Source organism: Terriglobia bacterium, from assembly GCA_020073205.1.
Classification (GTDB): Bacteria; Acidobacteriota; Polarisedimenticolia; order Polarisedimenticolales; family JAIQFR01; genus JAIQFR01.
This window is the reverse complement of the sequence record JAIQFR010000009.1, coordinates 72,057-92,703: the sequence shown is the minus strand read 5'-3', so window position 1 is coordinate 92,703 and position 20,647 is coordinate 72,057. Positions and strand designations below refer to the sequence as shown.

Here is a 20,647-nt window from a genome sequence, read left to right as displayed (position 1 = left end):
GGCGGAGTGAGTCTGCTCTTCGCGTCGGGGTCCCCCTGCCCTCGTTGTGGCCTCGGATCCGAGCCGACTGAGTGTTGAAGACCGTCAAGCGGAGCCCTTGCGTACTTCCGCGAGGATCGGCTCGATCCGGAGCCCTGGAATCCGTCCGTAGTGGCGGACGTTTCCGGTGACGAGATCGAGACCGTGGTAGAGGGCGGTAGCCGCGATCGCGAGGTCCGCGTCGGCGAGGGGCTGCCCTTTCCGAGATCGGACAGCCAAGGCATCGGGTTCAGCGACTTCGGGACGGCCTCGGCCGGGTCCGTTTGATCTCGCGGATCGTCTCGACCAACTCCTCCGATCCTTTCCATCCGCCGGCGATGCTGGCGAGTCCGCCTTCGGGGCCGGCGACGCGCAGGCGCTCGAGGCGTTCGAGGTCCTCGGCGGCGACCACGGCCGCGACGGGCTCACCATGCCGCGTGATCGCCATGCGCTCGTCAGACCCCCACCAGCCCGAGACCGATCTTGAGGGCGCGGTCCACCCGCCGCATCGTCTCCGGCCTGACGCGTCCGAGCCGCTGGACGAGGCGGCGTGCGTCGATGGAGCGGATCTGGTTCAGGAGCACCAGCGACGGCTTGGACAGCCCTCCCTCCGGCGGTCGGACCTGGACCTCGGTGGGGTACAGCGCGACGTCGACCTGCGACGTGATGGCCGCGACGATGGTGACGGGGCTGTGGCGATTGTCGATGTCGTTCTGGATGACGAGAGCGGGGCGCCTTTTCCGGATCTCCGCACCGATCGTTGGATCGAAGTCCACGACGAACACGTCGCCCCGCCTCGGGGACGCTACCTTTCGCGTCCGTCCCATGATTCCTGATCGACGGGAAACCACTCCTCGGCGATCTCGAGGTCGAGTTCGGCACGCCGAACGGCGCGCTCCTTCATGAGCTTCCGCAGGCGGGCCTTGCCCACCTCCGTCACGTACCTGGTGACGGCCTCCGCGATGACACGGCTCCGGTCGCCCTTCGCCGCCACCCGATCCAGTAACCGAACGGTCTCCTCGGGAAGCGATATGTTGAGCCTGCGGTACATGGATTCGAGGCTCCTTTCCTTCGAGAGGAAAGGATACACAACTCAGGTGTGTAAGTCAACGCGAGTCGCGGGCAGGTTCCTCGCGGCGCGGCTCAAGCGTTGATTCTCCTCACTTCGCCTACCGCGCCAGCGCTCGGTCCACCGTGTCGCGCACCTCGGAGGCCAGCTCGCGCGCGCGGGCGAGGAGGCGCTCCTGGTCGCCGAGCAGCTCGCCAGCGACCTCCGCGTCGGTGAGGTTCGGCACGTTGATGCGCACGTTGAGGGACGCCCCCTCCGCGGCGGCGAGGGCGCAGGCGCCGGCGACCCCCGCGTCCGACACCGAGTTCGGGTTCCCGTCCCGCGCGACCGCGAGCGCCAGCTCGAGGGCGCGAACCGACCGGTCGACCACCTCGAGGGGGACGCGAGCCGCTCCCTGGTTCGCCAGCTCCACCGCGGCGACACGCGCCTCGACCTCCTCATCGGTCTTCTTCGGCAGTCGCATCGCCGCCAGGACCGCGTTGAACGCGTCGGTGTCGCGGTCCACCGCCTCCAGGAACCAGTCCTTGAGCCGCTGCCCCTCTACGCCGATCTCCTTCATGGCGGGGCGCGAGGACTCCATCCCTGCCTTCGACCAGGTGAGCGCGGCCACCATGCTCGACAGGGACGCGGAGAGCGAGCCCAGGAGCGCGGCGACGCTCCCGCCGCCCGGGGCGGGGGAGTCGCTGGACAGCTCGTCGGCGAACTCGGTCAGGCGCATCGCCTTCAAGCCCTTCGGGGCGCCGCGGTACCGGTACTCGATGATCTTCTGCTGGGCGTCGAACGGCGAAAGCTCGGCCAGGCCGAGGGAGAGGATCGCCGCGTGCACGCGCTCCTTCTCGGGCACCCCCGTGGTCTTCCCCTGCTTCGCGAGGTAGTAATCCCCCGCCGCGAGGACCGCGTCGAGCGGGATCAGGCCCACCAGCTCGCTCCCGGTCACGCGGAGGCCTCGCTTCGCGGCCTCCGCGCGGGCGGCGTCGAACACCTCGTGGATCGACGTGACCTTGTAGTTCGTGAAGTTGATGGAGATCTGCGCGCGGCCGTACTCCTCGATGTACCAGCCCACCGCGCGGCACTCCTTGAAGCGCCCCGGGACGTTGACGGTCCTCCCCTCGGCGTCCTTGACGATCTTCCCGTCCGGCCCGCGCTTGGGCTTCCCGGCCTCCCGGAGCTCCACGGCGACCGCGTGGGCGAGCTTCTTGTCCCGCGTGTTCAGGTTGAGATTGTACGCGATCAGGAACTCGCGGGCGCCGATCACGGTGGCGCCGCTCCGCTCGTCGAAGACCGCGGGGCCGAAGTCCGGCGCGAAGGACGGGTCCTTCATCTTCTCCGCGAGCGCCTCGTACTCCCCCTTGCGGATGTCGGCCAGCGACCTCCGTCCCGGCCGGCTGGCGGCCGCCTCGTAGAGGTACACCGGGATCTGAAGCTCGTCCCCCACGCGCTGCCCCAGCCTGCGGGCGACCGCGACGCAATCCTCCATGGTCGCGCCCTGGACCGGCACGAACGGGCAGACGTCGGTCGCGCCCATGCGCGGGTGCTCCCCTTGGTGCTTCGACATGTCGATGAGCTGCGACGCCCGCCGGATCGCGCGGAACGCCGCCTCCTCGACGGCCTCCGGGGGTCCGATGAACGTGACCACGGTGCGGTTCGTGGCCGCGCCGGGATCGACGTCCAGGAGCAGCGCCCCCTCGGTCCCCGAGATCTCGGCGGTGATCGCGTCGATCACCTGCCGGTTCCGGCCCTCGCTGAAGTTGGGAACGCACTCGATGAGCTTCATGGATTCTCCCCGTGGGTGAAGGAGGATTCTATCAAGCGCGCTTGACTTGGGGGAGGCCCGCTGAAAGACTCGGCGCCAAGCGCAGCAGGAGGGGCCCGCGTTGACCGTGGAGCGGACGGATTCCCCCATGACCCGCGAGGACGCCCAGAAGCGCGCGGACCGCGTCCGCGCGTTCCGCGACGAGATTCAGGAGCTGGAGCGGGAGGGGGTCGCCGTGCTCCCGGACGATCTCCGCGGGAGGATCCGCGCGCACCACGACGCGCTCCTCGAGCGCCTGGCCGGGCGATTCGACGTGGACCGCACCGACTCGGAGAAGCAGCTGTCCCAGGGTATGCGCATCGCCTCCTTCCTGGGCGCCGTCGCGCTCTCCTTCGCGGTGTTCTTCTTCTTCTACCGGTTCTGGGGGGCGATCCCGACCTGGGCACAGGTCGCGCTGCTGGTGGCCGCGCCCATCCTCTCGGTCGTCGGGATGGAGGTCGCCGCGCGCCGGGAGAAGACGCTCTACTTCTCCGGGATCGTCGGGCTCGTGGCCGTGGCGAGCTTCGGGCTGACGTTGACGATGCTGGGAGACATCTTCAACATCGGCGACTCTCCGGACGCGTTCCTCGCCTGGGGGCTCTTCGCGGGCATTCTCGCGTACACGTACGGCTTGCGGCTGCTCCTCCTGGCGGCGGTCGTGGGCGTCACCGTGTTCGTGTCGGGGCGGGTCGGAGCCTGGGGCGGCGCTTACTGGGGCAACTTCCTGGAACGACCCGAGAACCTCTTCCTCTCGGGAGTCGCTCTCCTCGCGATCCCGGCGGCGGCGCAACATCGCTCGCTGCCCTCGTTCCCGCCGCTGTACCGCGTCACCGGCCTGCTATCCCTGTTCGTTCCCATCCTGCTCCTCGGGCAGATCGGCAGGCTGAGCTGTCTGGATTTGCCACACACCACCGTACAGACCGTCTACCAGTTGCTCGGCTTCGTGGCCGGCGCGATCGCGGTCGGCATCGGCGTTCGGCGTCGCTGGGCCGAGACGACCGGTCTCGCGAGCGGGTTCCTCGTGGTGCTCGTCTACTTGAAGTTCTTCAACTGGTGGTGGCAGTGGATGCCCAAGTGGCTGTTCTTCCTGATCCTCGGCGCGGTCGCGGTCGGCTTCCTTCTACTGCTGCGCCGGCTGCAAGCCGCGACGAGGAGGAGCGCGGGATGAGGCGCTGGGGACCGTTCCTCGCGATCGCGTGGGTGCTGCTCAGTAGCGCGATCGCGCTTCTCGGCGTCGCGCGGAACCGGGCCGGGGAGCCGGACGCGGACGTCGTGCTCACCGAGCGGGAGCTGCGCCTCCCGCCGTCGCTGGCGGAGGAGAACACCGGGCTCTCCCTTCTGCTCACCTGGTCCGGTATGGACCCGTCGTCGCCCGGGGAGGCCGCGTGGCTCGACCGAGCGAAGCTCGAGAGCCTCGGATTCGACTGCCGCCTCCCCTCGGAGGCCTCGTCGGCCGTCGCGCATTACGGGCGCGTGCCTCCCCGCGAGGTCGTCCTGGTCCTCGAATTCGACCCGGACCGTAAGGAGCCATCGGCGACCCGCCTCTTCGTCGTGGACGCCGGTCTCGACCCCGTCGATCTGCGCCGCCGCTATCCCGATCGCTCCCGGTACGTCGTGGCCAGGGGCATCATGCGGGTGTTCGCCGCACCGGGCAGCGGTGAGGAGCTGCGCGGACAGGTGGTCTCGCTCCTCATCCGCGAGATTCACGTCCCTCGGAGCCAGCGCTCGCTGCTCGACTCGCTCATCACGCGCAACCGCGACGCGAAGGACTCCGCCGGGTCCGCGGCGGCTCACGCCGCCGGGAAGATCGCGGCCGGCCCGCCGCTCGGCCCTCCCCGCTACAAGGTCCGTGTCCGCTGGGGGCGGCGTCTCGAGCCCTGGATCGAAAGCGTCGAGCCGCTGTAGCCGGATCTCGCCGCGGCCGCCTCAGTGCTCGTGGTCGTGATCGGTGCCGTGGAAGTGCGGGTGGACGTGCAGCCGCTCGCCGTGGTGGTGGGCGTGCTCGTGGATCACGTTGACCGACTGGAGGAGGCGCGCGTCGGCGAGGATCTCGCGGACCGGCCCCTCCGCCTCGACCCCGTGGGCCTCGTTCAAGACTAGGGCGCGATCGGCCAGGTCGGGGACCAGCTCGAGGTCGTTGGTGGCGGTCACGAGCGTCTTCCCCGCCTGGTGCAGCTCCCCGAGGAAGTGGAGGAGCCAGCCCCGAGTCCGCGGGTCGAGCCCCTGGGTGGGCTCGTCCAGCAGGATCGCGTCCGGGTTCACCACCAGGACCGAGGCCAGCGCGACCTTCCGCTTCTCCCCCCCCGAGAGCCGGTAGGGCGGCCGGTCGAGGAGGTCCGTCAGGCCCAGCATTCCCGCCAGGTCGGCGATCCTCCGCTCGATCTGCTCGAGCGGCAGATCGAGCTGGAGCGGGCCGAAGGCGATCTCGTCGCGGACCGTCGGCGAGAACAGCTGGGAGTCCGCGTTCTGGAACACCAGGCCGACCCGGCGCCGGAAAGCGTACGCGGTCGCGCGATCCCTGAGCGAGCGCTCGCTGATCTCCTCGCCGAACGCCCGCAGCGTCCCGGAATCCGGATGGAGGAGCCCGGCGAGGATCCTGAGGAGCGTGGACTTCCCGGCCCCGTTCGCGCCGAGGATCGCCAGCCGGTCGCCGCGATCCACCGCGAGCGACACCGCGCGAAGCGCGTCCGTCCCCGCCTCGTAAGCGAAGCCGGCGTTCTCCAGGGAGAACGCCGGAGGGGCGCGCCGGCCGCTATCCAAGGGCTCCCCAGAAGGCGGCGAGAGCCGCGATCAGCGCCATCGTCGCCAGCCAGGCGGCATCGGCCGCCTCGAAGCGCAGCGCCGCGAGCGACCGCGCGTCGCCCGCGAAGCCGCGGGCGATCATCGCCGCGTGCACTTCCTCGCCCAGGGCCAGGGTCTTCCCGAGCAGCCCCCCCGCCGCGCCGCCGAGGAACCCGCGCCCGTCCCGCGCGCGGGCGGGCCCCACCGTCCGGCTCCTCCGCGCGATGAACGTCTCGTACGCCGCGTGGGAGAGCACCCCCAGGTAACGGTAGGTCATCGCCAGCACGGTCAGGAACGGCCGCGGGACGCCGAGCACGCGGAGACCGCGCATCAGGTCGTTCCACGGCGTCGTCAGCGCCAGCAGGACCACGAACGAGAGCGCGACGCCGACCCTGAGCGCGAGGAGACCGGCCTGCGCCAGCCCGGGAGCCGTGATGGCGAGGTACGGGTCCCGCGACAGGACGACCAGCGCGCGGCCCGGCGTCACCGCGCTCAGCGCCGCCGGGAGCGTGACGGCGCCCGCGGCCAGCGGCATCGACAGCCAGACGCGGCGGTGCAATGCGCCCAACGGGATCCGTGAGAGCGCGGCGAGCGCCGTGACCAGGAGGACCAGCGCGGAGAGCGTCCACGGATTCCGGAGGAACGCGGTGAGCACCACGAACCCCAGGAGCGCGACGACCTTGGCGCGCGGGTCGAGGCGCTGGAGCAGCCCGTCGCGCCGGGACCAGGTCTCCGAGACGAGCGCCGTCCGCGCGCTCTCCGAGAGGTCGGCGAGCGACCTCTCGACGAAATCGCGCCCCCCGAGCGTCGACCGGAGCCTGGCCGGGCGCCGAGTCTCCCGGCCGCCGGCGGCGCTCGCGCCGGTCCGCAGCCACGCGGGGAACGCTTCGGGGATCCCGGTCGCGCCGGGGCCCGGCGGCGTCCGGCCGCGCGAGACCCGTCTCGACCGCGCGAGGAGCCGTCCCGACGCGTAGAGGAGCGCCGCGACGACGAGGGCGCCGAGGAGTCCCGACAGCAGGTAGGCGAGCGGGCCGCGATCGCCGAGGTAGCCCGGGAGGAGATCGAATCCCCGGATACCGTGCCGCTCCGCCGCGACGAGCCCCGATGGGACGTACCCCACGCGGGCGAGAAGCTCCTCGAGGGACCACTCCCCCCAGGCGGGTCCCTTCGCGAGGAGGCCGAGGGGGGTCAGCGCGATCAGCGCCCCGAGCCCCGCCAGGAGCCACTCGACGCCGAGCCTAGGTGCCTCGGCGCCATCGGCCGGCGGGTCCGCAAGCGGCACGCGCGCCTTCTGGAGATAGCGCACGGCGACGGTGGTCAGCACGGCCTCGCCGATCCCCGCGACGGTCAGGTGGGCGATCAGCATCGCCGGCACGGTGACAGCGAGCCCGAGCGGGAAGTAGAGCGCGTGCCCCGCGGCGTCGTGGTAGAGCGCGGGCTGCACGCCGAGGAGCACGGCCGTGATCAGCGCCGCGGCGTTCACCCCGACGTAGGCGCCGATCCCCGCCGCCGCCGCTCGCCTTCTCGAGCCCGCGGGAGCGCGACCGGCCGCGAGTCGGTAGGCCGCGTACCCGGCCATCGGCATCGTGAACGCCATCGCCAGGCAGTTCGCGCCGATCGCGAGCACCCCGCCGTCGGCGAAGAAGAGCGCCTGGATCGCCAGGGTGACGGTCATCCCCATGACCGCGGCCCAGGGTCCCAGGAGGACGGCCAGCAGCACGCCCCCCACCGCGTGGACCGTGGTCCCGCCGGGCACGGGGAGATTGAACATCATGATCGTGAAGCAGAACGCGGCGCCTGCGGCGAGGAGCGGCACGCGGCGGGTCGAAAGCTCCGCCACCAGCCGTCGGGACGCCGCGTACCAGATCGGGACCATCGCGGCCCCGGCCAGGAGGGACGTGGCGGGGCTGACCGCCGAGTCCGGGATGTGCATTCTCGAGAGTCCTTGCCCGTGCGACCGGTCCGAGAGAGACTGTTCCGGCCCAAGAATATACAACAGCGCCTGGAGGGTCGGCCGTGAGCATGCTCCTCTCGCCTTTCAAGCTCCGCGACGTGGTCTTCCGCAACCGGATCTTCGTCTCCCCGATGTGCCAGTACTCCAGCCGCGACGGCTTCCCGACGGACTGGCACCTCGTGCACCTCGGCAGCCGCGCGGTGGGCGGGGCGGGGCTCGTGATGGTCGAGGCGACCGCGGTCGCGCCGTGGGGGAGGATCAGCCCGTCCGACTCCGGGCTGTGGTCCGAGGCGCACGGCGAGGCGTTCGGGTCGATCGCGAGCTTCCTCAAGAGCCAGGGGGCGGTCCCGGGGATCCAGCTGGCCCACGCCGGGCGCAAGGCCTCGACCCGCGCGCCGTGGCGGGGGACCGGCCAGATCCCGGAATCGGAAGGGGGCTGGCGGCCGGTGGCGCCGAGCCCGATCCCCTTCGACGGCGCGGACGCGGTGCCGAAGGAGTTGACGGTCGAGGACATCCGCTCGCTCGTGGAGCGCTTCTCCGACGCGACCCGGTTCGCCCGAATGGGAGGGTTCGAGGTCGTCGAGATCCACATGGCCCACGGCTACCTCGCGCACCAGTTCCTCTCGCCGCTCTCGAATCACAGGAAGGACGATTACGGCGGCAGCCTCGAGAACCGGATGCGCTTCCCGCTCGAGGTGACGAGCGCGGTGCGAGGGGCTTGGCCCTCGCACCTGCCGGTATTCGCGAGGATCTCCGCCACCGACTGGGTGGAGGAAGGGTGGGACCTTACGCAGGCCGTCGAGTTCGCCCGGAGGCTCAGGGCGGCCGGCGTGGACCTGGTGGACTGCTCCAGCGGCGGCACGTCGCCGCACGCGAAGATCCCGGCGGCTCCGGGATTCCAGGTCCCGTTCGCGGAGGCGGTCAAGAAGGGCGCGGGGATCGCCACCGGCGCCGTCGGGCTCATCACCGTGCCGGCGCACGCGGATGAGATCGTCTCGACCGGGAAGGCCGACGTGGTCTTCCTGGCGCGGCAGCTCCTGCGCGACCCGTACTGGCCGCTCCACGCCGCGCAGGCGCTCGGGGACAAGGTCGACTACTGGCCGGCGCAGTACGGGCGGGCGAAGCCTTCGTAGCCGGCTGCCGATTCGACTTCACGGAACCGGCGTTCCCGTGCTGGACGCCGCCCGTCGAGAAGAGGTGCCCATGCGTCCGGTCAAGACGTTCCACGTGAAGCCCGCGCTCCCCGAGCGGCTCGCCGCGCTCGAGGAGGTCGCTTACAACCTCCGCTGGTCCTGGGACCACGAGACGATCAGCCTGTTCCGCAGGCTCGATCGCGATCTGTGGGAGGAAAGCGGGCACAACCCGGTCCTGATGCTCGGGAGCATCCCGCAGGAGCGGCTCGAGGAGGCCGCTCAGGACGAGGCGTTCCTCGCGCAAATGGACCGCGTCGCCGCCGCGCTCTCGGAGTACGTCGAGGGGACCGGGACCTGGCATCAGAAGAACTACGGCTCCTGGGCGACCCCGGAGGTCGCATACCTCTCCATGGAGTTCGGCCTGACCGAGAGCCTGCCGATCTACTCGGGGGGGCTCGGCATCCTCGCCGGCGACCACCTGAAGTCGGCCAGCGAGCTGGGCCTGCCCCTCGTCGGGGTCGGGCTCCTCTACCAGAACGGATACTTCCGGCAGTACCTGACCGCCGAGGGGTGGCAGCAGGAGCGCTACCCGGTCAACGATTTCTCCGTCCTGCCGGTGCGGCCGCTCCACGGCGAGGGGGGAAGGCCCGTGCGGGTCACCGTGGACCTCGCGGGTCGCCCGCTCGCGCTGCGGCCGTGGCGGGCCCAGGTCGGCCGGGTGACCCTGGTGCTGCTCGACGCCAACATCGCGGAGAACCCGGCGGACCTGCAGGACGTCACCGCCGAGCTGTACGGCGGCGACGGCGAGATGCGGATCCGGCAGGAGATCGTCCTCGGGATCGGAGGGGTTCGGATGCTCGACGCCCTCGGCCTCAGGCCCCGGGTGTTCCACATGAACGAGGGGCACTGCGCGTTCCTGGGCCTCGAGCGGGTGCGCCTCCTGATGCGGGAGCAGCGCCTCTCGTTCCGCGAGGCGCAGGAGGTGGCGGCGGCCAGCGGCGTCTTCACCACGCACACGCCGGTCCCCGCCGGCATCGACGTGTTCGAGCCCGACCTCATGGAGCGCTACTTCGCGGGGTTCCGCGGAGAGCTGTCGCTCGACCGCGAGGCGTTCCTCGATCTCGGCAGGGTCCACCCCGGCCGGAGGGACGAGCCGTTCAACATGGCCGTGCTGGCGATCCGGACCTCGGGGTTCGCCAACGGCGTGAGCCGGCTGCACGGCGAGGTCTCCCGGCGGATGTGGCAGGAGGTCTGGCCCGGCGTTCCCCTGGACGAGATCCCGATCACCCACGTGACCAACGGGGTGCACCCGCAGTCCTGGATCTCCGACGAGATGCGGAACCTGTACGACCGGTACCTCGGGCCGCGCTGGTCCGAGGAGCCGGGCGACACGAGGGTCTGGGCGCGGGGCGAGCAGATCCCGGGGGAGGAGCTGTGGAGGACCCACGCGCGCCGGCGCGAGCGCCTGGTGGCGTTCGCGCGCCGGCGGCTCCAGGCGCAGCTCGAGGCGCGGGGAGCCGGCATGTCCGAGATCGCCCAGGCCGAGGAGGTCCTGGACGCCGACGCGCTGACCATCGGCTTCGCCCGGCGCTTCGCGACCTACAAGCGGGGGACTCTGCTGCTGCGCGACCCAGCGCGTCTCGAGCGGATCCTGAACGCTCCCGGCCGGCCGGTCCAGATCGTGTTCGCGGGGAAGGCGCACCCGAGGGACGAGCCGGGGAAGCAGCTGATCCGCGAGATCATCCAGCTCGCACGGCGCCCCGAGTTCCGGCGACGCCTGGTGTTCATCGAGGACTACGACCAGGTGGTCGCGCGCTACCTGGTGCAGGGCGTCGACGTCTGGCTCAACACGCCGCGGCGCCCGATGGAGGCCAGCGGCACCAGCGGGATGAAGGCGGCGTTCAACGGCGCGTTGAACCTCAGCATCCCCGACGGGTGGTGGGACGAGGCCTGCTCGCAACGCACCGGATGGGGGATCGGCAAGGGAGAGGACTACCGGGAGCTGGACTACCAGGACCGGGTCGAGGCGGGTGCGCTCTACGACCTCCTCGAGGCCGAGGTGGTGCCGCTCTACTACACGCGCGGCGCCGACCATCTCCCGCGAGGCTGGATCGCGCTGATGAAGACCGCCATGGGGGACCTGTGCCCGGTCTTCAACACGAACCGGATGGTCCACCAGTACATGGTGGCGGGGTACGCCCCGGCGCGCGAGCGGCGGTCCCGGCTCGAGGAGGACCGGTTCCGTCGCGCCCGCGAGCTGGCCCGCTGGAAGGAGCGCGTGCGCCAGGCATGGGGAGGGGTCAAGGTCCTCCGCGTCGAGGTCGTCCTGCCGGAGGACACCCGGGTCGGGAAGCCCTTCGAGGTCAAGGCCTGGCTCGAGACCGGCGGCCTCGAGCCTTCCGACGTCGTGGTGCAGGTCTACCTCGGGAAGCTCCGCGAGAGCCGCGAGATCGTCCATCCGGAGGTCGTGGAGATGCAGCCCGTGGGGCCGGACCCCGCCGGTGGCCGCCTGTTCTCCGCGAAGATCCCCTGCCGGACCAGCGGCACGCAGGGGCTGACGGTTCGCGTGTTGCCGCGCCACGAGGACCTCGGCCGGATGCACGAGACCGGCCTGATCGCGTGGGCGTAGATCGGAGCCGCCATGCCCGTGGAATCGTTCGCCGCGAGCCGGCTGACCCAGGGGAACCACCTGTTCCCCACGGTGATCGAGGTCGGGGACACGTTCGTCGTCAAGCGCACGCGGACGCTGTTCACGAAGAACGAGATCAGCATCCACCTGAACCGGATCGCGTCGGTCCGGATCGAGACCGGCATCGTGTGGTCCGACATCCTGATCGAGTCGTCGGGAGGCTCGGACCCGATCGCGAGCCACGGCCACCGCAAGGACGACGCCGTAAGGATCAAGCAGCTGATCGAAAGCGCCCAGGCGCGCGACTCGAACGCCCCGTCGGTCGCGACGGGAGCGACGCGCGCCTGCCCCTACTGCGCGGAGACGATCAAGGCGGCGGCGAAGGTGTGCAGGTACTGCGGGAAGACGGTGGGGTCGTAGGCGGCGCCGCGCCATTCTCACGCGGCGCATTCGCACAGCACGAGCCGCGCGACGAAGCTTGAAATTCCTATCTGGTAGATGGCCAGCAGTCCGTCACGGGAAGGGAGGAAGTTCAGTTCCGTGTTTGCCGAGTCGGCTGGAATGCCGGGTTCATCCTGGCCGACCGCGTCGGTGACTCGCCGGGGAATCCCGACGGCGTGGTGGTCGTGGACGTCAAGACGCACGCTATTTCCGGGCCGTTCACGGAAATGCAGTTGGAGGCGAACCCGAATACCGTGGGAATCAGGCTGGTAGATGCAAGTGAAGTGTGGCAGAAACTGCGGTGGAGGCCTCATAGGCTGCTGCGTGGACCCGCCAGTCCGTCCAGTCACGGCGCTTGCACAAAGCCGCAAGCGCCGCGCCGGCGGGCGCGCGCGTCAGGCGCGACGTTGAGGCCGCAGAAGAAACCTCCCTCTCACCACCACCGCGCATCGGAGGTCACATGAAACGAGTCACTGGCATCGGCGGCATCTTCTTCAAGGCCAAAGACGCTCCATCACTGCAGGCTTGGTACAAGCGGCACTTGGGAATCGATGTCCAAGTCTGGGGCGGAGCTGCCTTCACTTGGACCGACGCCGAGGGCAAGCCGGTTGCAGGCACAACTGTCTGGTCCATCGGTCCGCAAGAAGGCGATCACTTTGCTCCGAGCTCTGCTCCCTTCATGGTCAACTACCGAGTGGAAGACCTCCACGCCTTGGTCAAGGTCTTGAAGGAAGAAGGCTGCAATGTGCTCGAGAAGATTGACGAATCCGAGTATGGGAAGTTTGCCTGGGTCATTGATCCAGAGGGAAACAAGGTCGAGCTATGGCAGCCGCCTCAAGGCCAATGAGCGGGCTCGTTACTCACGGCCGCGAGTGAACGGTCGGGGAGATAGGTAACACTTCAGTCCGGGGACATCGGTAATAGGGGCGCGCGCTCGCCGCGCCTCATTGAGACACCCCGGAGAGAGTATGCGCCTACGCTCGATCGTCATGGCGTTCGCATTGCTGCTGGTCATCTTCGCGACCTCAGTGTCGGCGCAGCTGATGGGATCGCGCGTGCGGGGATCCGTTCGCGGGAGCCTTGGCGCCGCCTGATGGCGATCCAGTGCCCCGGTTCACCGGACACGGGTGCGGTCGGAGCCAGCCTGTAAAGGAATCTCGAGTCGCCGAATCACTCCGCCGGAAACCGCACCCAGGCATCTCCGATGCGGAAACCGCCACGATCGTGCCTCACATCGTCCGGTGAGAGAAAGCCCGCCCTACGGAGCAGGATCGGTGCTCGGGGATGAGCGTCGACCGCCCAGACGAGCCGATCGGGAAACCGACGGATCAGCTCCTCGATGGTTCTGAACGCGAAGCCCCGGCGATGATGCCGGGGCGCATTCTCGACGAACTTGAGCTCGATGTCGCCGCCGCCATACCCGCCCGGTCCTTCGAACACCGCGTAGGATACGCACTCGTCGCCGGCGTACGCGAGAAGGACCTGATCCCGTCTCGCGTCGCTCTCGTGGTGTGCGGGGTCGAACCACGGGCAGTCCGCGGGTTGCAGATCCCTGCGCGCGACGATCCTGAACTGAAGTTCATCCGCCATCGCAGCCGGCCTCCGTCTCGGGGGGTGTGATCGTATCGCAGATGGCGATCTCGCCCCACTCGCGGTCGACCGCGTGGCCGGGGCGGCGGCACGGCGCCGCCGGCAAGCGGATTCGTGCATGTCGGAGCGGCGCTCGGGTGTATGCTCTCCGCGGTCGACTACCCCAGGTCATGGCTCCGGTCCGAAAGGGGGTATTGTTGGCGGACTCCCAGCTCCGTTCGGCCCTCATCAGAGCCCTACGCGACCCCTCCGCGGGCCGGAAGCTCCGCCGCGCGCTCCTCAGAGCGAGGCCGGGGGTGGACGTCGGCCGTCTCACGGAGGACCAGATCGCCGACCTCCTGGCGAGCGACGCCGGCGCGGCGCTGGCGGCGGGGTTCCTGACTCGGCCGCGCGCCTCGTCCTCGGCCGAATCGGCGTCGAGTCGCCTCGGGAGCTCGGGTCGCGACGTCGGGGACGCCGTCGCGACCATCCTCTTCGCCGAGGATTACCTGCGCACGGTCCAGACCCGGTGGGAGGGCGGCGAAGCGGCCGCCGCGACGTCGGCGGCGCCCGCGCCGGCTCCGAGCAAGCCTCCGACCCTCGCGTCGCCTGCGCCTCCGCCGCCGGACGACATCAAGCTCGTGGAGCTCGTCGAGGTCTGGACGGAGTCGGGTGCGGAGAAGACGGCCGCTCCGGCCGGACGGAAGCAGTACATCAACCTCGACGAGAAAGTGGACGCCGCCAAGGCTCACCGGGAGTACGGCCGCGTCGTCCAGTTCAAGGCGAGGGCAGAGTGGGTGAGTGGCGACAAGTCGAAGTCGCTGGCCGGGCAGCCGCTGTACTGGTACTCGACCCCCGGGGGAGGCAACAAGACGGGGTTGACCGGATCGGACGCGGAGGGATTCGATTCGGCGGGCGGGGCCAAGAAGACGACGGTGTCGCTCGACGCGAAGGGATGGACGCCCGTCGTCAGCTTCTACCCGTCCCTTTACGGCGGCGACGAGTTCAAGGTGTCGGTCACCAAGGACGGCGGGTACAAAGGGGGCATGACCGCTGGCCCGTACAAGGTCTGGAGGATGTTCTGGTACCACGTCACCGAGATGAAGGACGGCTCGGGAGGGAAGTTCGACTTGCCCGCGGGGGTCACTTCGGCGTTCGAAGCGGGGTACAATACCGTATTCGCGGAATTCATCGAGAAGACCCCACGCACGGAGGCAACCCACGTCGACAACCTGCCCACCGGAACGAACCGGAGCGACGAGGCGAAGAACTACTTCGTCGCGGGCAGCGAGGCCCCGTTCAAGTGCCACATCATGACCATCGACTACGCTCAGACGGACAACGAGACCAAGACCGTCGAGGACACGCTTGCCGGCCTTACGTGGACCTCGCCGGACTGGTTCTTCCTGTGGAAGTTCGGTGGAGGGGCGCATCCGTGGAAGGTCGCCGCGCAATACCAGCCCAAGAACGGGAGCTTCACGGACATCCCGGACGCCGCGCTCAGCACGTCGACCCTCGCGACGCAGCCCGGATTCAAGCAGGTGAAGGTCGACCTGTCCTCGGTCTCTCCCGCGCCGGCCCGTCCGCTCAAGATCAAGCTCCAGATCAAGGTGGCCGGCCCCGGTCTCGCTCTCGGATGGGGCGGCGGGAGCCATCACCTCTTCCTGTGCACGGGGGCCCTCAGGGATTCGAACGTCGCGGCGGATCGAGACCCGACGCAGAAGAGCGACAGCGTGCACGAGATCGGCCACTCGCTGGGGCTCGTCAACATGCCTCCGGCGCCCGCCAACGCGCACGACGCCTGGGAGGACACGGGCCACACCGGACACTGCAAGAAGCCCGGGACGGTTTGTGCCATGTTCTGGCAGTCCTCGACGACGCGTCTGACGACGTTCCACCTCGAGGGCGGGAAAGGCTGCCATGACTACCTGCGAGGGCAGGATTTCTCCAGGTCCGTGATGAAGGACCGCTGGAGGGATTGACGATGCGTTCGCTTGGTCTTTGGGCGCTGCTGTCGCTCGCGGCATGCGGCGGCGTCGAAACCAGGCTCGCCACCGAACAGCCCGCGGACAAAGGACCGGTCGTTATGAAGCCAAGCGTCCACGAAAGGAACCAACTCGTCGATTTCGGCGCCAACCCCGACGCGCCCGAGCCGCCGGACATCGGAATCGCGATCGCGCTCGTGCCCGAGAGCCAGGGCTCCGGCACCGCTTACCATGTGGACCGTCCGATCGTCCTCGCCGGATCGTATCGCGTGGACGGCAAGCTCTTCCAGGAGTACGAGCAGAACCCCGCGGCCGCGATCAAGCTCACCCTCACCCGGAAGGACAAGCCCGGCGTCGAATCGGTTCCTCTCTATTCTCCGAAGTCGAAGATCGCGCCGCGCGGTGGCGGAACGCCGCCCGTCTACGGCGAAGGGTATCGCGTGGGAGGCCAGTTCAAGGTCGATCTGAGGCTGTTCTTCGGATTGCCCGGCGAGCCGGGGACGTACGTGGTGGTGGCATCGCTCGGGCTCCGTCCGTCGCAGGAGTTGAGCTTCGAGATCGTCCGATAGGCGGCGGGTTCGAACGACTCGGCCGCCGCCCTCTTTCGCTCAGCCCCGCTTCCGCTCCTTGACGGCCGCCTCGGTTCGCTTCGCCATCTCCTCGGGACCGACGTCCTCGATGTGCGTGCCGATCCACCACTGCATCCCCGAGGCGTCCTTCACCCCGGCGTTGCGGTCGCCGTAGAACATGTCGGCGGGCTCCATGATCGACGTGCCGCCGGCCGCGAGCGCCTTCCTGTAAACGGCGTCGGTGTCCTTGACGTAGAGATAGATCGAGCAGGGCTGCGGCGCGTGCTCGCTCGTCGCCTCGCCCATCATGATCATCGAGTCGCCGATCTTCATCTGGGCGTGCATGATCGTCCCGTCGGGCGTCGTCGAGCGGTGGACCTCCTCGGCGTCGAATGCCCTCCTCAGGAACTCCATCACCTTGGGCACGCCCTGGACGACGAGGTACGGGGTCACGGTGTGGAAACCATCGGGGATGGGCTTCACGGCCATGGGCGCTTCCTCCTTATTCCGAAGCTGTGCGTTCGGGGCGGGACACGTGTCCTCACCGCCTTTTGAATAGCTCCCGCGAAACAGGGGAAGCCGAGCTACGGCAGAGGAGGAGCCAAGGGGACCGGGGTAGCGTTGTCGTACGGGGCCGACGCGACCGCGCTGCAATGGAACGTGGCGGCCGGCAGCGGAATCGTCATGACCTGGCCGGCAGCGATTGCCGCGTTGAGCTGGCTCAGCGTCGTGATGTGGTTGGAAGCCGCCTCAGGGCTAGTGAAGAGAACGGCCACCGGAAGCCAGGCGACATTGAAGTCTCCACCGGCATGGGGAGCGCCAGGCGGCGCCGTGAGAATGTGGTCATGTCCCCACACACCGGCCCCGTACACGCCGGGAACCATGGCCTCCGCGAGACCCGCCAACGCGGGACCGTGGTCGGGACAGTTGTCGCCCGGCTGGTGCTGGCAGCTCACGGTGCCGATCTGGGCCGCCACGGCCGTGGGGTACATGATGACGTACAGCGGCGCCACGGCGTGACCGTTGGCCTTCTCGGGCGCCTTGATCGGGGTCAGCAGATACGTGAGGCTCCCATCCAGGTCGTTGTACGCCGGCTCCAAGATGCTCTGGCCGATCTGTCTTTCCCCTGAGGGCAGCGTGTCGGCGACGGTCACGGGCGTCAAAACCGCAAGGAATGCGATGGCCGCGGGAGCGAACAACCTCGCCTTCAAGCTCGAGGAGAATCGATTCATCGGTAATCTCCTTTCGATCATGGTCGGGATATCCGTCTTGACGTCTCGAGATGGAGGAATACGCGCCGGCCTTTCTCTCGCGAAGCCGCTAGGAGCGACTTCTGATTTCGCCAAACGTGCATCACTGCTCTCGCTCGCTCGCGAGTCGGCGGGTGCCGTGGCCGACGACTTCTCGCCACGATACGGTGCGCCCCGTTCCGACGGTCCGCCAACGCCCCGCGACGACTCGTGATTTGGATCAACGGCCGGGGTTAAGAAATTGCGAGAGGCGCCGGCGCTCTCGTCCGCCGGTGACTCGGGAGCGATCAGTACTGGTTGATGACGGCCACGCCCACCGTGCCGAACCCGCTCATCGCTTGCAGCACGTCACTGGCTTGCTCGATGGGGATCCGCCGCTCGACCAGCTTCTCGGGATGCAGCTGCCCGGCTACGACCATGCGGAGCATCTCGGGGTAGCGCTGCGCCTGCATGCCGAAGGAGCCGACGAAGGTGAGCTCGCGCGCGACGAAGACGTCCACAGGGAGGGAGATCTGCCCCCGGTCCTCCTTGCCACTCATCCCGATACGGACGTGCCGGCCTCGGGTGCGCAGGGCCGCGATGGCGGGCAGGGTCGTGGCGCTGGTCCCGAGGGCGTCGACGGACACGTGGACACCTCCCCCGGTCAGCTCGACGATCTCCTCCGCCACGGCCGCCCCGTCCGCCCTCACCGTGTGCACCGCGCCCAGCTCCCGGGCCAGCGCGAGCTTCTTCGCGCCGCGGCTCACCGCGATCACGTTGGCACCGAGGGCGGTCGCGATCTCGACCGCGGCGAGGCCGACGCCACCGCACCCGAAGACCGCCACCCACTCCCCGGGCTTGACGCCCGCCTGGTGCGCCACGCCATGGAAGGCGGTCATGAAACGGCAGCCGAGGCTGGCGGCCGCTTCGAAGGAGATCGGCTCGGGCAGCGGCACGAGGTTGACGTCCGCGCGGGCCACCTGCGCGTACCGCCCGAAGCCCCCGGAGTAGTGGAACGCCGGGATCCGGAGGTCGCTGCAGACGTTCTGGTGTCCGGCCTGGCAGGACTCGCAGACCCCGCACGAGTGGTGGAACGGCACCACCACCCTCTGCCCCTTCTTGAACTTCCTCACCTCGGAGCCGACCTCCTCGACGACGCCGCAGTACTCGTGCCCCAGAACCGTGGGCAGCGGCGGAACGAACCCGACCCACTCCCACCCGCCCTGCCACAGGTGCCAGTCCGAGCGGCAGATGCCGTTGGCCTCCACCCGCAGCACGGCGTCCGCCGGCCCGCACTCCGGGTCCTTCCAGTCGTTGACGACGGCAAGCGGCTTTCCGAACTCCTTCATCACGGCTGCTTTCATGTCGCTCCGTCTCCCTCGTGAGTCAAGTCGGGTCTCGCCACGGCGCGGCGCCGTCGGACGAGATCGACCTGTCTGGCCTGTTGAACGAACCCTTCAGGATACGTCCCAAGCGGACGGCGGGCAAAGGCCTGCGCGACCTTCCGCGACGGCTGACGCCCCGCCCCGCCTCGGCTACAATGCCCGGTCTCATGAGCGTCGCACCCCATACCGACGCGGCGCGGCCGCGCGTTCGGACGAAACCCGAGGAGCCCCTATCATGCGAAGCGTGCTTTCCCGCGCCATCGGCCTCCTGGCCGCGGCGGCGCTCGTGACGCCTCTCGTTCCCCACGCGGGCGCCGTCGAGCGCTCGGAGATCCCGGAGAAGTACACCTGGAACCTGAAGGACGTGTTCGCCGACGAGGCGGCGTGGAGGTCGACCCGCGAGCGCGCCTTGAAGCGGATCCCCGAGGTCGCCCGCTTTCGCGAGGGTCCGCTCGTACGCCAGCTGGCTGCGCGATCAGGACACGAGGGTGGGCCGGAGCCAGGAGATGCTGCAGGAGGCCGACCACGCCTTCGTGGAGTACCGCACGGCCACCGCGTACCTGAGGCCCGAGATCCTCTCGCTGGACCCTGCGAGGGTGAGGGGGTTCGTGGCCTTGGAGCCCCGCCTCAAGCCGTACGCGTTCTTCCTGGAGGACATCCTCCGGCGCAAGCCGCACACGCTGAGCCCCGAGGAAGAGGGGATCGTGGCGCGCGCGGGGAACCTCGAGAACGCGGGGGAGGCCATCTACTCGGTCCTCACCAACGCGGACTTCCCCTATCCCGAGGTCACGCTGTCCACCGGCGAGAAGATCCGACTCGACGCGTCGGCGTACACCAAGTACCGGGCGGCGCCGGATCGCGGGGATCGCGGGAAGGTGTTCGACGCCTTCTGGACGCGCTACCGCGAGTTCGAGCGCACGATGGGCACGTCGCTCTACGCCCAGGTGAAGGCGCACGTGTTCGACCGGGACGTCCACAAGTTCAAGGGCTCGCTGGACGACGCGCTCTTCGAGTACGCCATTCCCACCGCGGTCTACCGCCAGCTGATCTCCGACGTGCACGCGAACCTGCCGACGCTCCACCGGTACCTCGGTCTGAGGAAGCGCATGATGGGGCTCGACAAGCTCGGCTACGAGGACCTGTACGCCCCGATCGTGAAGGAGGCCAACGCGACGTTCACGCCGGAGCAGGCGATGGACCTGACCCTCGAGGCGTTCGCCCCCCTCGGAAAGGAGTACGTCGCGACGCTCCGCAAGGGGTACGCCGCGCGCTGGGTGGACTTCCTCCCCTCCAAGGGAAAGCGCTCGGGCGCGTACAGCGAGACCGTGTACGGCGTCCACCCGTACGAGCTCCTGAACTTCATGGGGAACTACGACGACGTCTCGACGCTGGCGCACGAATCGGGGCACTCGATGCACTCGTACCTCTCGGACACGACCCAGCCGTACGTCAGCCACGACTACTCGACCTTCGTCGGGGAGGTGGCGTCGACGCTCAACGAGAACCTGCTCTTCCGGAAGATGCTCCGCGACGCCAAGGACGACTCGACCCGCCTGTTCCTGCTGGGGAGCCACCTGGACCTCCTGCGGAGCACCCTGTTCCGGCAGACGCTGTTCGCGGAGTTCGAGCTCACGATCCACGAGACCGCGGAGCGCGGGGAGACGCTCACCGGCGAGGGCCTCTCGAAGCTCTACCTGAAGCTCCTCCGCCAGTACTACGGGCACGACCAGGGGGTCACGGAGGTCAAGGACCTGTACGGGATCGAGTGGGCCTACATCCCGCACTTCTACTGGAATTTCTACGTCTACCAGTACGCCACGAGCCTGGTCGCCTCGATCTCGCTCTCCCGCGGGATCCTGGAGGAGGCTAGAGCCGCCTTGGCGCCGACGTCGCGGCGCGACGCCTATCTCCACATGCTCGAGTCCGGCTCCTCCGAGTACCCCATCGATCTCCTGCGGGAGGCCGGGGTGGACATGACCACGTCGGCGCCGTTCGCCGCGGCCATGAAGGAGATGAACCAGACGATGGACGAGATGGAGGCGATCCTGGGCCGGGCGGGCGGCAAGTGACCCGCCCCGCCGGGGCGCCCCGGG

Annotated in this window: 21 protein-coding genes; 9 read left to right on the top strand and 12 right to left on the bottom strand. The window is 69.2% G+C overall.

Going from position 1 to position 20,647, the window contains the following annotated elements:
• Positions 1–84 precede the first annotated feature (84 nt).
• The 5 genes from LAO51_03430 to ftcD all read right to left on the bottom strand — a co-directional run bounded on the left by LAO51_03430 (position 85) and on the right by ftcD (position 2,861).
• The gene (locus tag LAO51_03430) at positions 85–258 is read right to left on the bottom strand and encodes a hypothetical protein (GenBank protein MBZ5637791.1); all 174 of its coding nucleotides are present in this window, start codon (positions 256–258) and stop codon (positions 85–87) included.
• A gap of 10 nt (positions 259–268) precedes the next feature.
• Positions 269–466 carry a type II toxin-antitoxin system Phd/YefM family antitoxin gene (locus LAO51_03425; protein MBZ5637790.1) on the bottom strand — a complete coding sequence of 66 codons (198 nt, stop codon included), beginning with the start codon at positions 464–466 and terminating at the stop codon, positions 269–271.
• A gap of 7 nt (positions 467–473) precedes the next feature.
• Positions 474–845, bottom strand: a complete 372-nt coding sequence (locus LAO51_03420) for a type II toxin-antitoxin system PemK/MazF family toxin (protein ID MBZ5637789.1) — start codon at positions 843–845, stop codon at positions 474–476.
• Positions 824–1,069, bottom strand: a complete 246-nt coding sequence (locus LAO51_03415) for a hypothetical protein (protein MBZ5637788.1) — start codon at positions 1,067–1,069, stop codon at positions 824–826. The genes LAO51_03420 and LAO51_03415 overlap by 22 nt, the downstream gene beginning before the upstream one ends.
• Before the next feature lie 118 nt (positions 1,070–1,187).
• On the bottom strand, positions 1,188–2,861 hold the full coding sequence (gene ftcD / locus LAO51_03410) for a glutamate formimidoyltransferase (protein ID MBZ5637787.1): 1,674 nt from the start codon (positions 2,859–2,861) through the stop codon (positions 1,188–1,190).
• Between the two features lie 127 nt (positions 2,862–2,988).
• Between ftcD and LAO51_03405 the strand changes: the two genes are divergently transcribed.
• On the top strand, positions 2,989–4,047 hold the full coding sequence (locus tag LAO51_03405) for a DUF2157 domain-containing protein (protein MBZ5637786.1): 1,059 nt from the start codon (positions 2,989–2,991) through the stop codon (positions 4,045–4,047).
• Positions 4,044–4,784, top strand: a complete 741-nt coding sequence (locus LAO51_03400) for a DUF4824 family protein (GenBank protein MBZ5637785.1) — start codon at positions 4,044–4,046, stop codon at positions 4,782–4,784. The genes LAO51_03405 and LAO51_03400 overlap by 4 nt, the downstream gene beginning before the upstream one ends.
• Positions 4,785–4,805: 21 nt before the next feature.
• Here the strand turns inward: LAO51_03400 and LAO51_03395 are convergent, their stop codons facing one another.
• Entirely contained in the window at positions 4,806–5,603 is a 798-nt protein-coding gene (locus LAO51_03395; protein MBZ5637784.1) for an ATP-binding cassette domain-containing protein, read from the bottom strand.
• Positions 5,604–5,631: 28 nt separating this feature from the next.
• The gene (cbiM, locus tag LAO51_03390) at positions 5,632–7,593 is read right to left on the bottom strand and encodes a cobalt transporter CbiM (protein ID MBZ5637783.1); all 1,962 of its coding nucleotides are present in this window, start codon (positions 7,591–7,593) and stop codon (positions 5,632–5,634) included.
• Positions 7,594–7,676: 83 nt separating this feature from the next.
• Between cbiM and LAO51_03385 the strand changes: the two genes are divergently transcribed.
• The 3 genes from LAO51_03385 (at position 7,677) to LAO51_03375 (ending at position 11,796) form a co-directional block, all read left to right on the top strand.
• Positions 7,677–8,747, top strand: coding sequence for an NADH:flavin oxidoreductase/NADH oxidase (locus LAO51_03385; protein MBZ5637782.1), 1,071 nt, complete (start codon positions 7,677–7,679; stop codon positions 8,745–8,747).
• Positions 8,748–8,817: 70 nt separating this feature from the next.
• On the top strand, positions 8,818–11,376 hold the full coding sequence (gene glgP, locus LAO51_03380; GenBank protein MBZ5637781.1) for an alpha-glucan family phosphorylase: 2,559 nt from the start codon (positions 8,818–8,820) through the stop codon (positions 11,374–11,376).
• 12 nt (positions 11,377–11,388) lie between these two features.
• A complete protein-coding gene (locus LAO51_03375; GenBank protein MBZ5637780.1) occupies positions 11,389–11,796 on the top strand; it encodes a zinc ribbon domain-containing protein in 408 nt (135 codons plus the stop codon).
• 17 nt (positions 11,797–11,813) lie between these two features.
• On the opposite strand, the gene LAO51_03370 is transcribed toward LAO51_03375, so the two are convergent.
• On the bottom strand, positions 11,814–12,020 hold the full coding sequence (locus tag LAO51_03370; GenBank protein ID MBZ5637779.1) for a hypothetical protein: 207 nt from the start codon (positions 12,018–12,020) through the stop codon (positions 11,814–11,816).
• 257 nt (positions 12,021–12,277) lie between these two features.
• Between LAO51_03370 and LAO51_03365 the strand changes: the two genes are divergently transcribed.
• Positions 12,278–12,664 carry a VOC family protein gene (locus tag LAO51_03365; protein MBZ5637778.1) on the top strand — a complete coding sequence of 129 codons (387 nt, stop codon included), beginning with the start codon at positions 12,278–12,280 and terminating at the stop codon, positions 12,662–12,664.
• Between the two features lie 323 nt (positions 12,665–12,987).
• On the opposite strand, the gene LAO51_03360 is transcribed toward LAO51_03365, so the two are convergent.
• Positions 12,988–13,407, bottom strand: coding sequence for a hypothetical protein (locus tag LAO51_03360; GenBank protein MBZ5637777.1), 420 nt, complete (start codon positions 13,405–13,407; stop codon positions 12,988–12,990).
• Positions 13,408–13,703: 296 nt separating this feature from the next.
• Between LAO51_03360 and LAO51_03355 the strand changes: the two genes are divergently transcribed.
• Both LAO51_03355 and LAO51_03350 read left to right on the top strand, forming a co-directional pair.
• Positions 13,704–15,368 (top strand): hypothetical protein, encoded by a 1,665-nt coding sequence (locus LAO51_03355; protein MBZ5637776.1) that lies wholly within the window; start codon positions 13,704–13,706, stop codon positions 15,366–15,368.
• A 104-nt stretch (positions 15,369–15,472) separates the two neighbouring features.
• Positions 15,473–15,940 (top strand): hypothetical protein, encoded by a 468-nt coding sequence (locus tag LAO51_03350; protein ID MBZ5637775.1) that lies wholly within the window; start codon positions 15,473–15,475, stop codon positions 15,938–15,940.
• A 39-nt stretch (positions 15,941–15,979) separates the two neighbouring features.
• On the opposite strand, the gene LAO51_03345 is transcribed toward LAO51_03350, so the two are convergent.
• The 3 genes from LAO51_03345 to LAO51_03335 form a co-directional block, all read right to left on the bottom strand.
• The gene (locus tag LAO51_03345) at positions 15,980–16,429 is read right to left on the bottom strand and encodes a VOC family protein (protein MBZ5637774.1); all 450 of its coding nucleotides are present in this window, start codon (positions 16,427–16,429) and stop codon (positions 15,980–15,982) included.
• Between the two features lie 95 nt (positions 16,430–16,524).
• The gene (locus LAO51_03340; protein MBZ5637773.1) at positions 16,525–17,172 is read right to left on the bottom strand and encodes a hypothetical protein; all 648 of its coding nucleotides are present in this window, start codon (positions 17,170–17,172) and stop codon (positions 16,525–16,527) included.
• A 305-nt stretch (positions 17,173–17,477) separates the two neighbouring features.
• Complete coding sequence (locus LAO51_03335; GenBank protein ID MBZ5637772.1) at positions 17,478–18,533, bottom strand: zinc-dependent alcohol dehydrogenase family protein; 1,056 nt, start codon at positions 18,531–18,533, stop codon at positions 17,478–17,480.
• A gap of 488 nt (positions 18,534–19,021) precedes the next feature.
• On the opposite strand from LAO51_03335, the gene pepF reads away from it, so the two are divergent.
• The gene (gene pepF / locus LAO51_03330; protein MBZ5637771.1) at positions 19,022–20,623 is read left to right on the top strand and encodes an oligoendopeptidase F; all 1,602 of its coding nucleotides are present in this window, start codon (positions 19,022–19,024) and stop codon (positions 20,621–20,623) included.
• Positions 20,624–20,647: the final 24 nt, after the last annotated feature.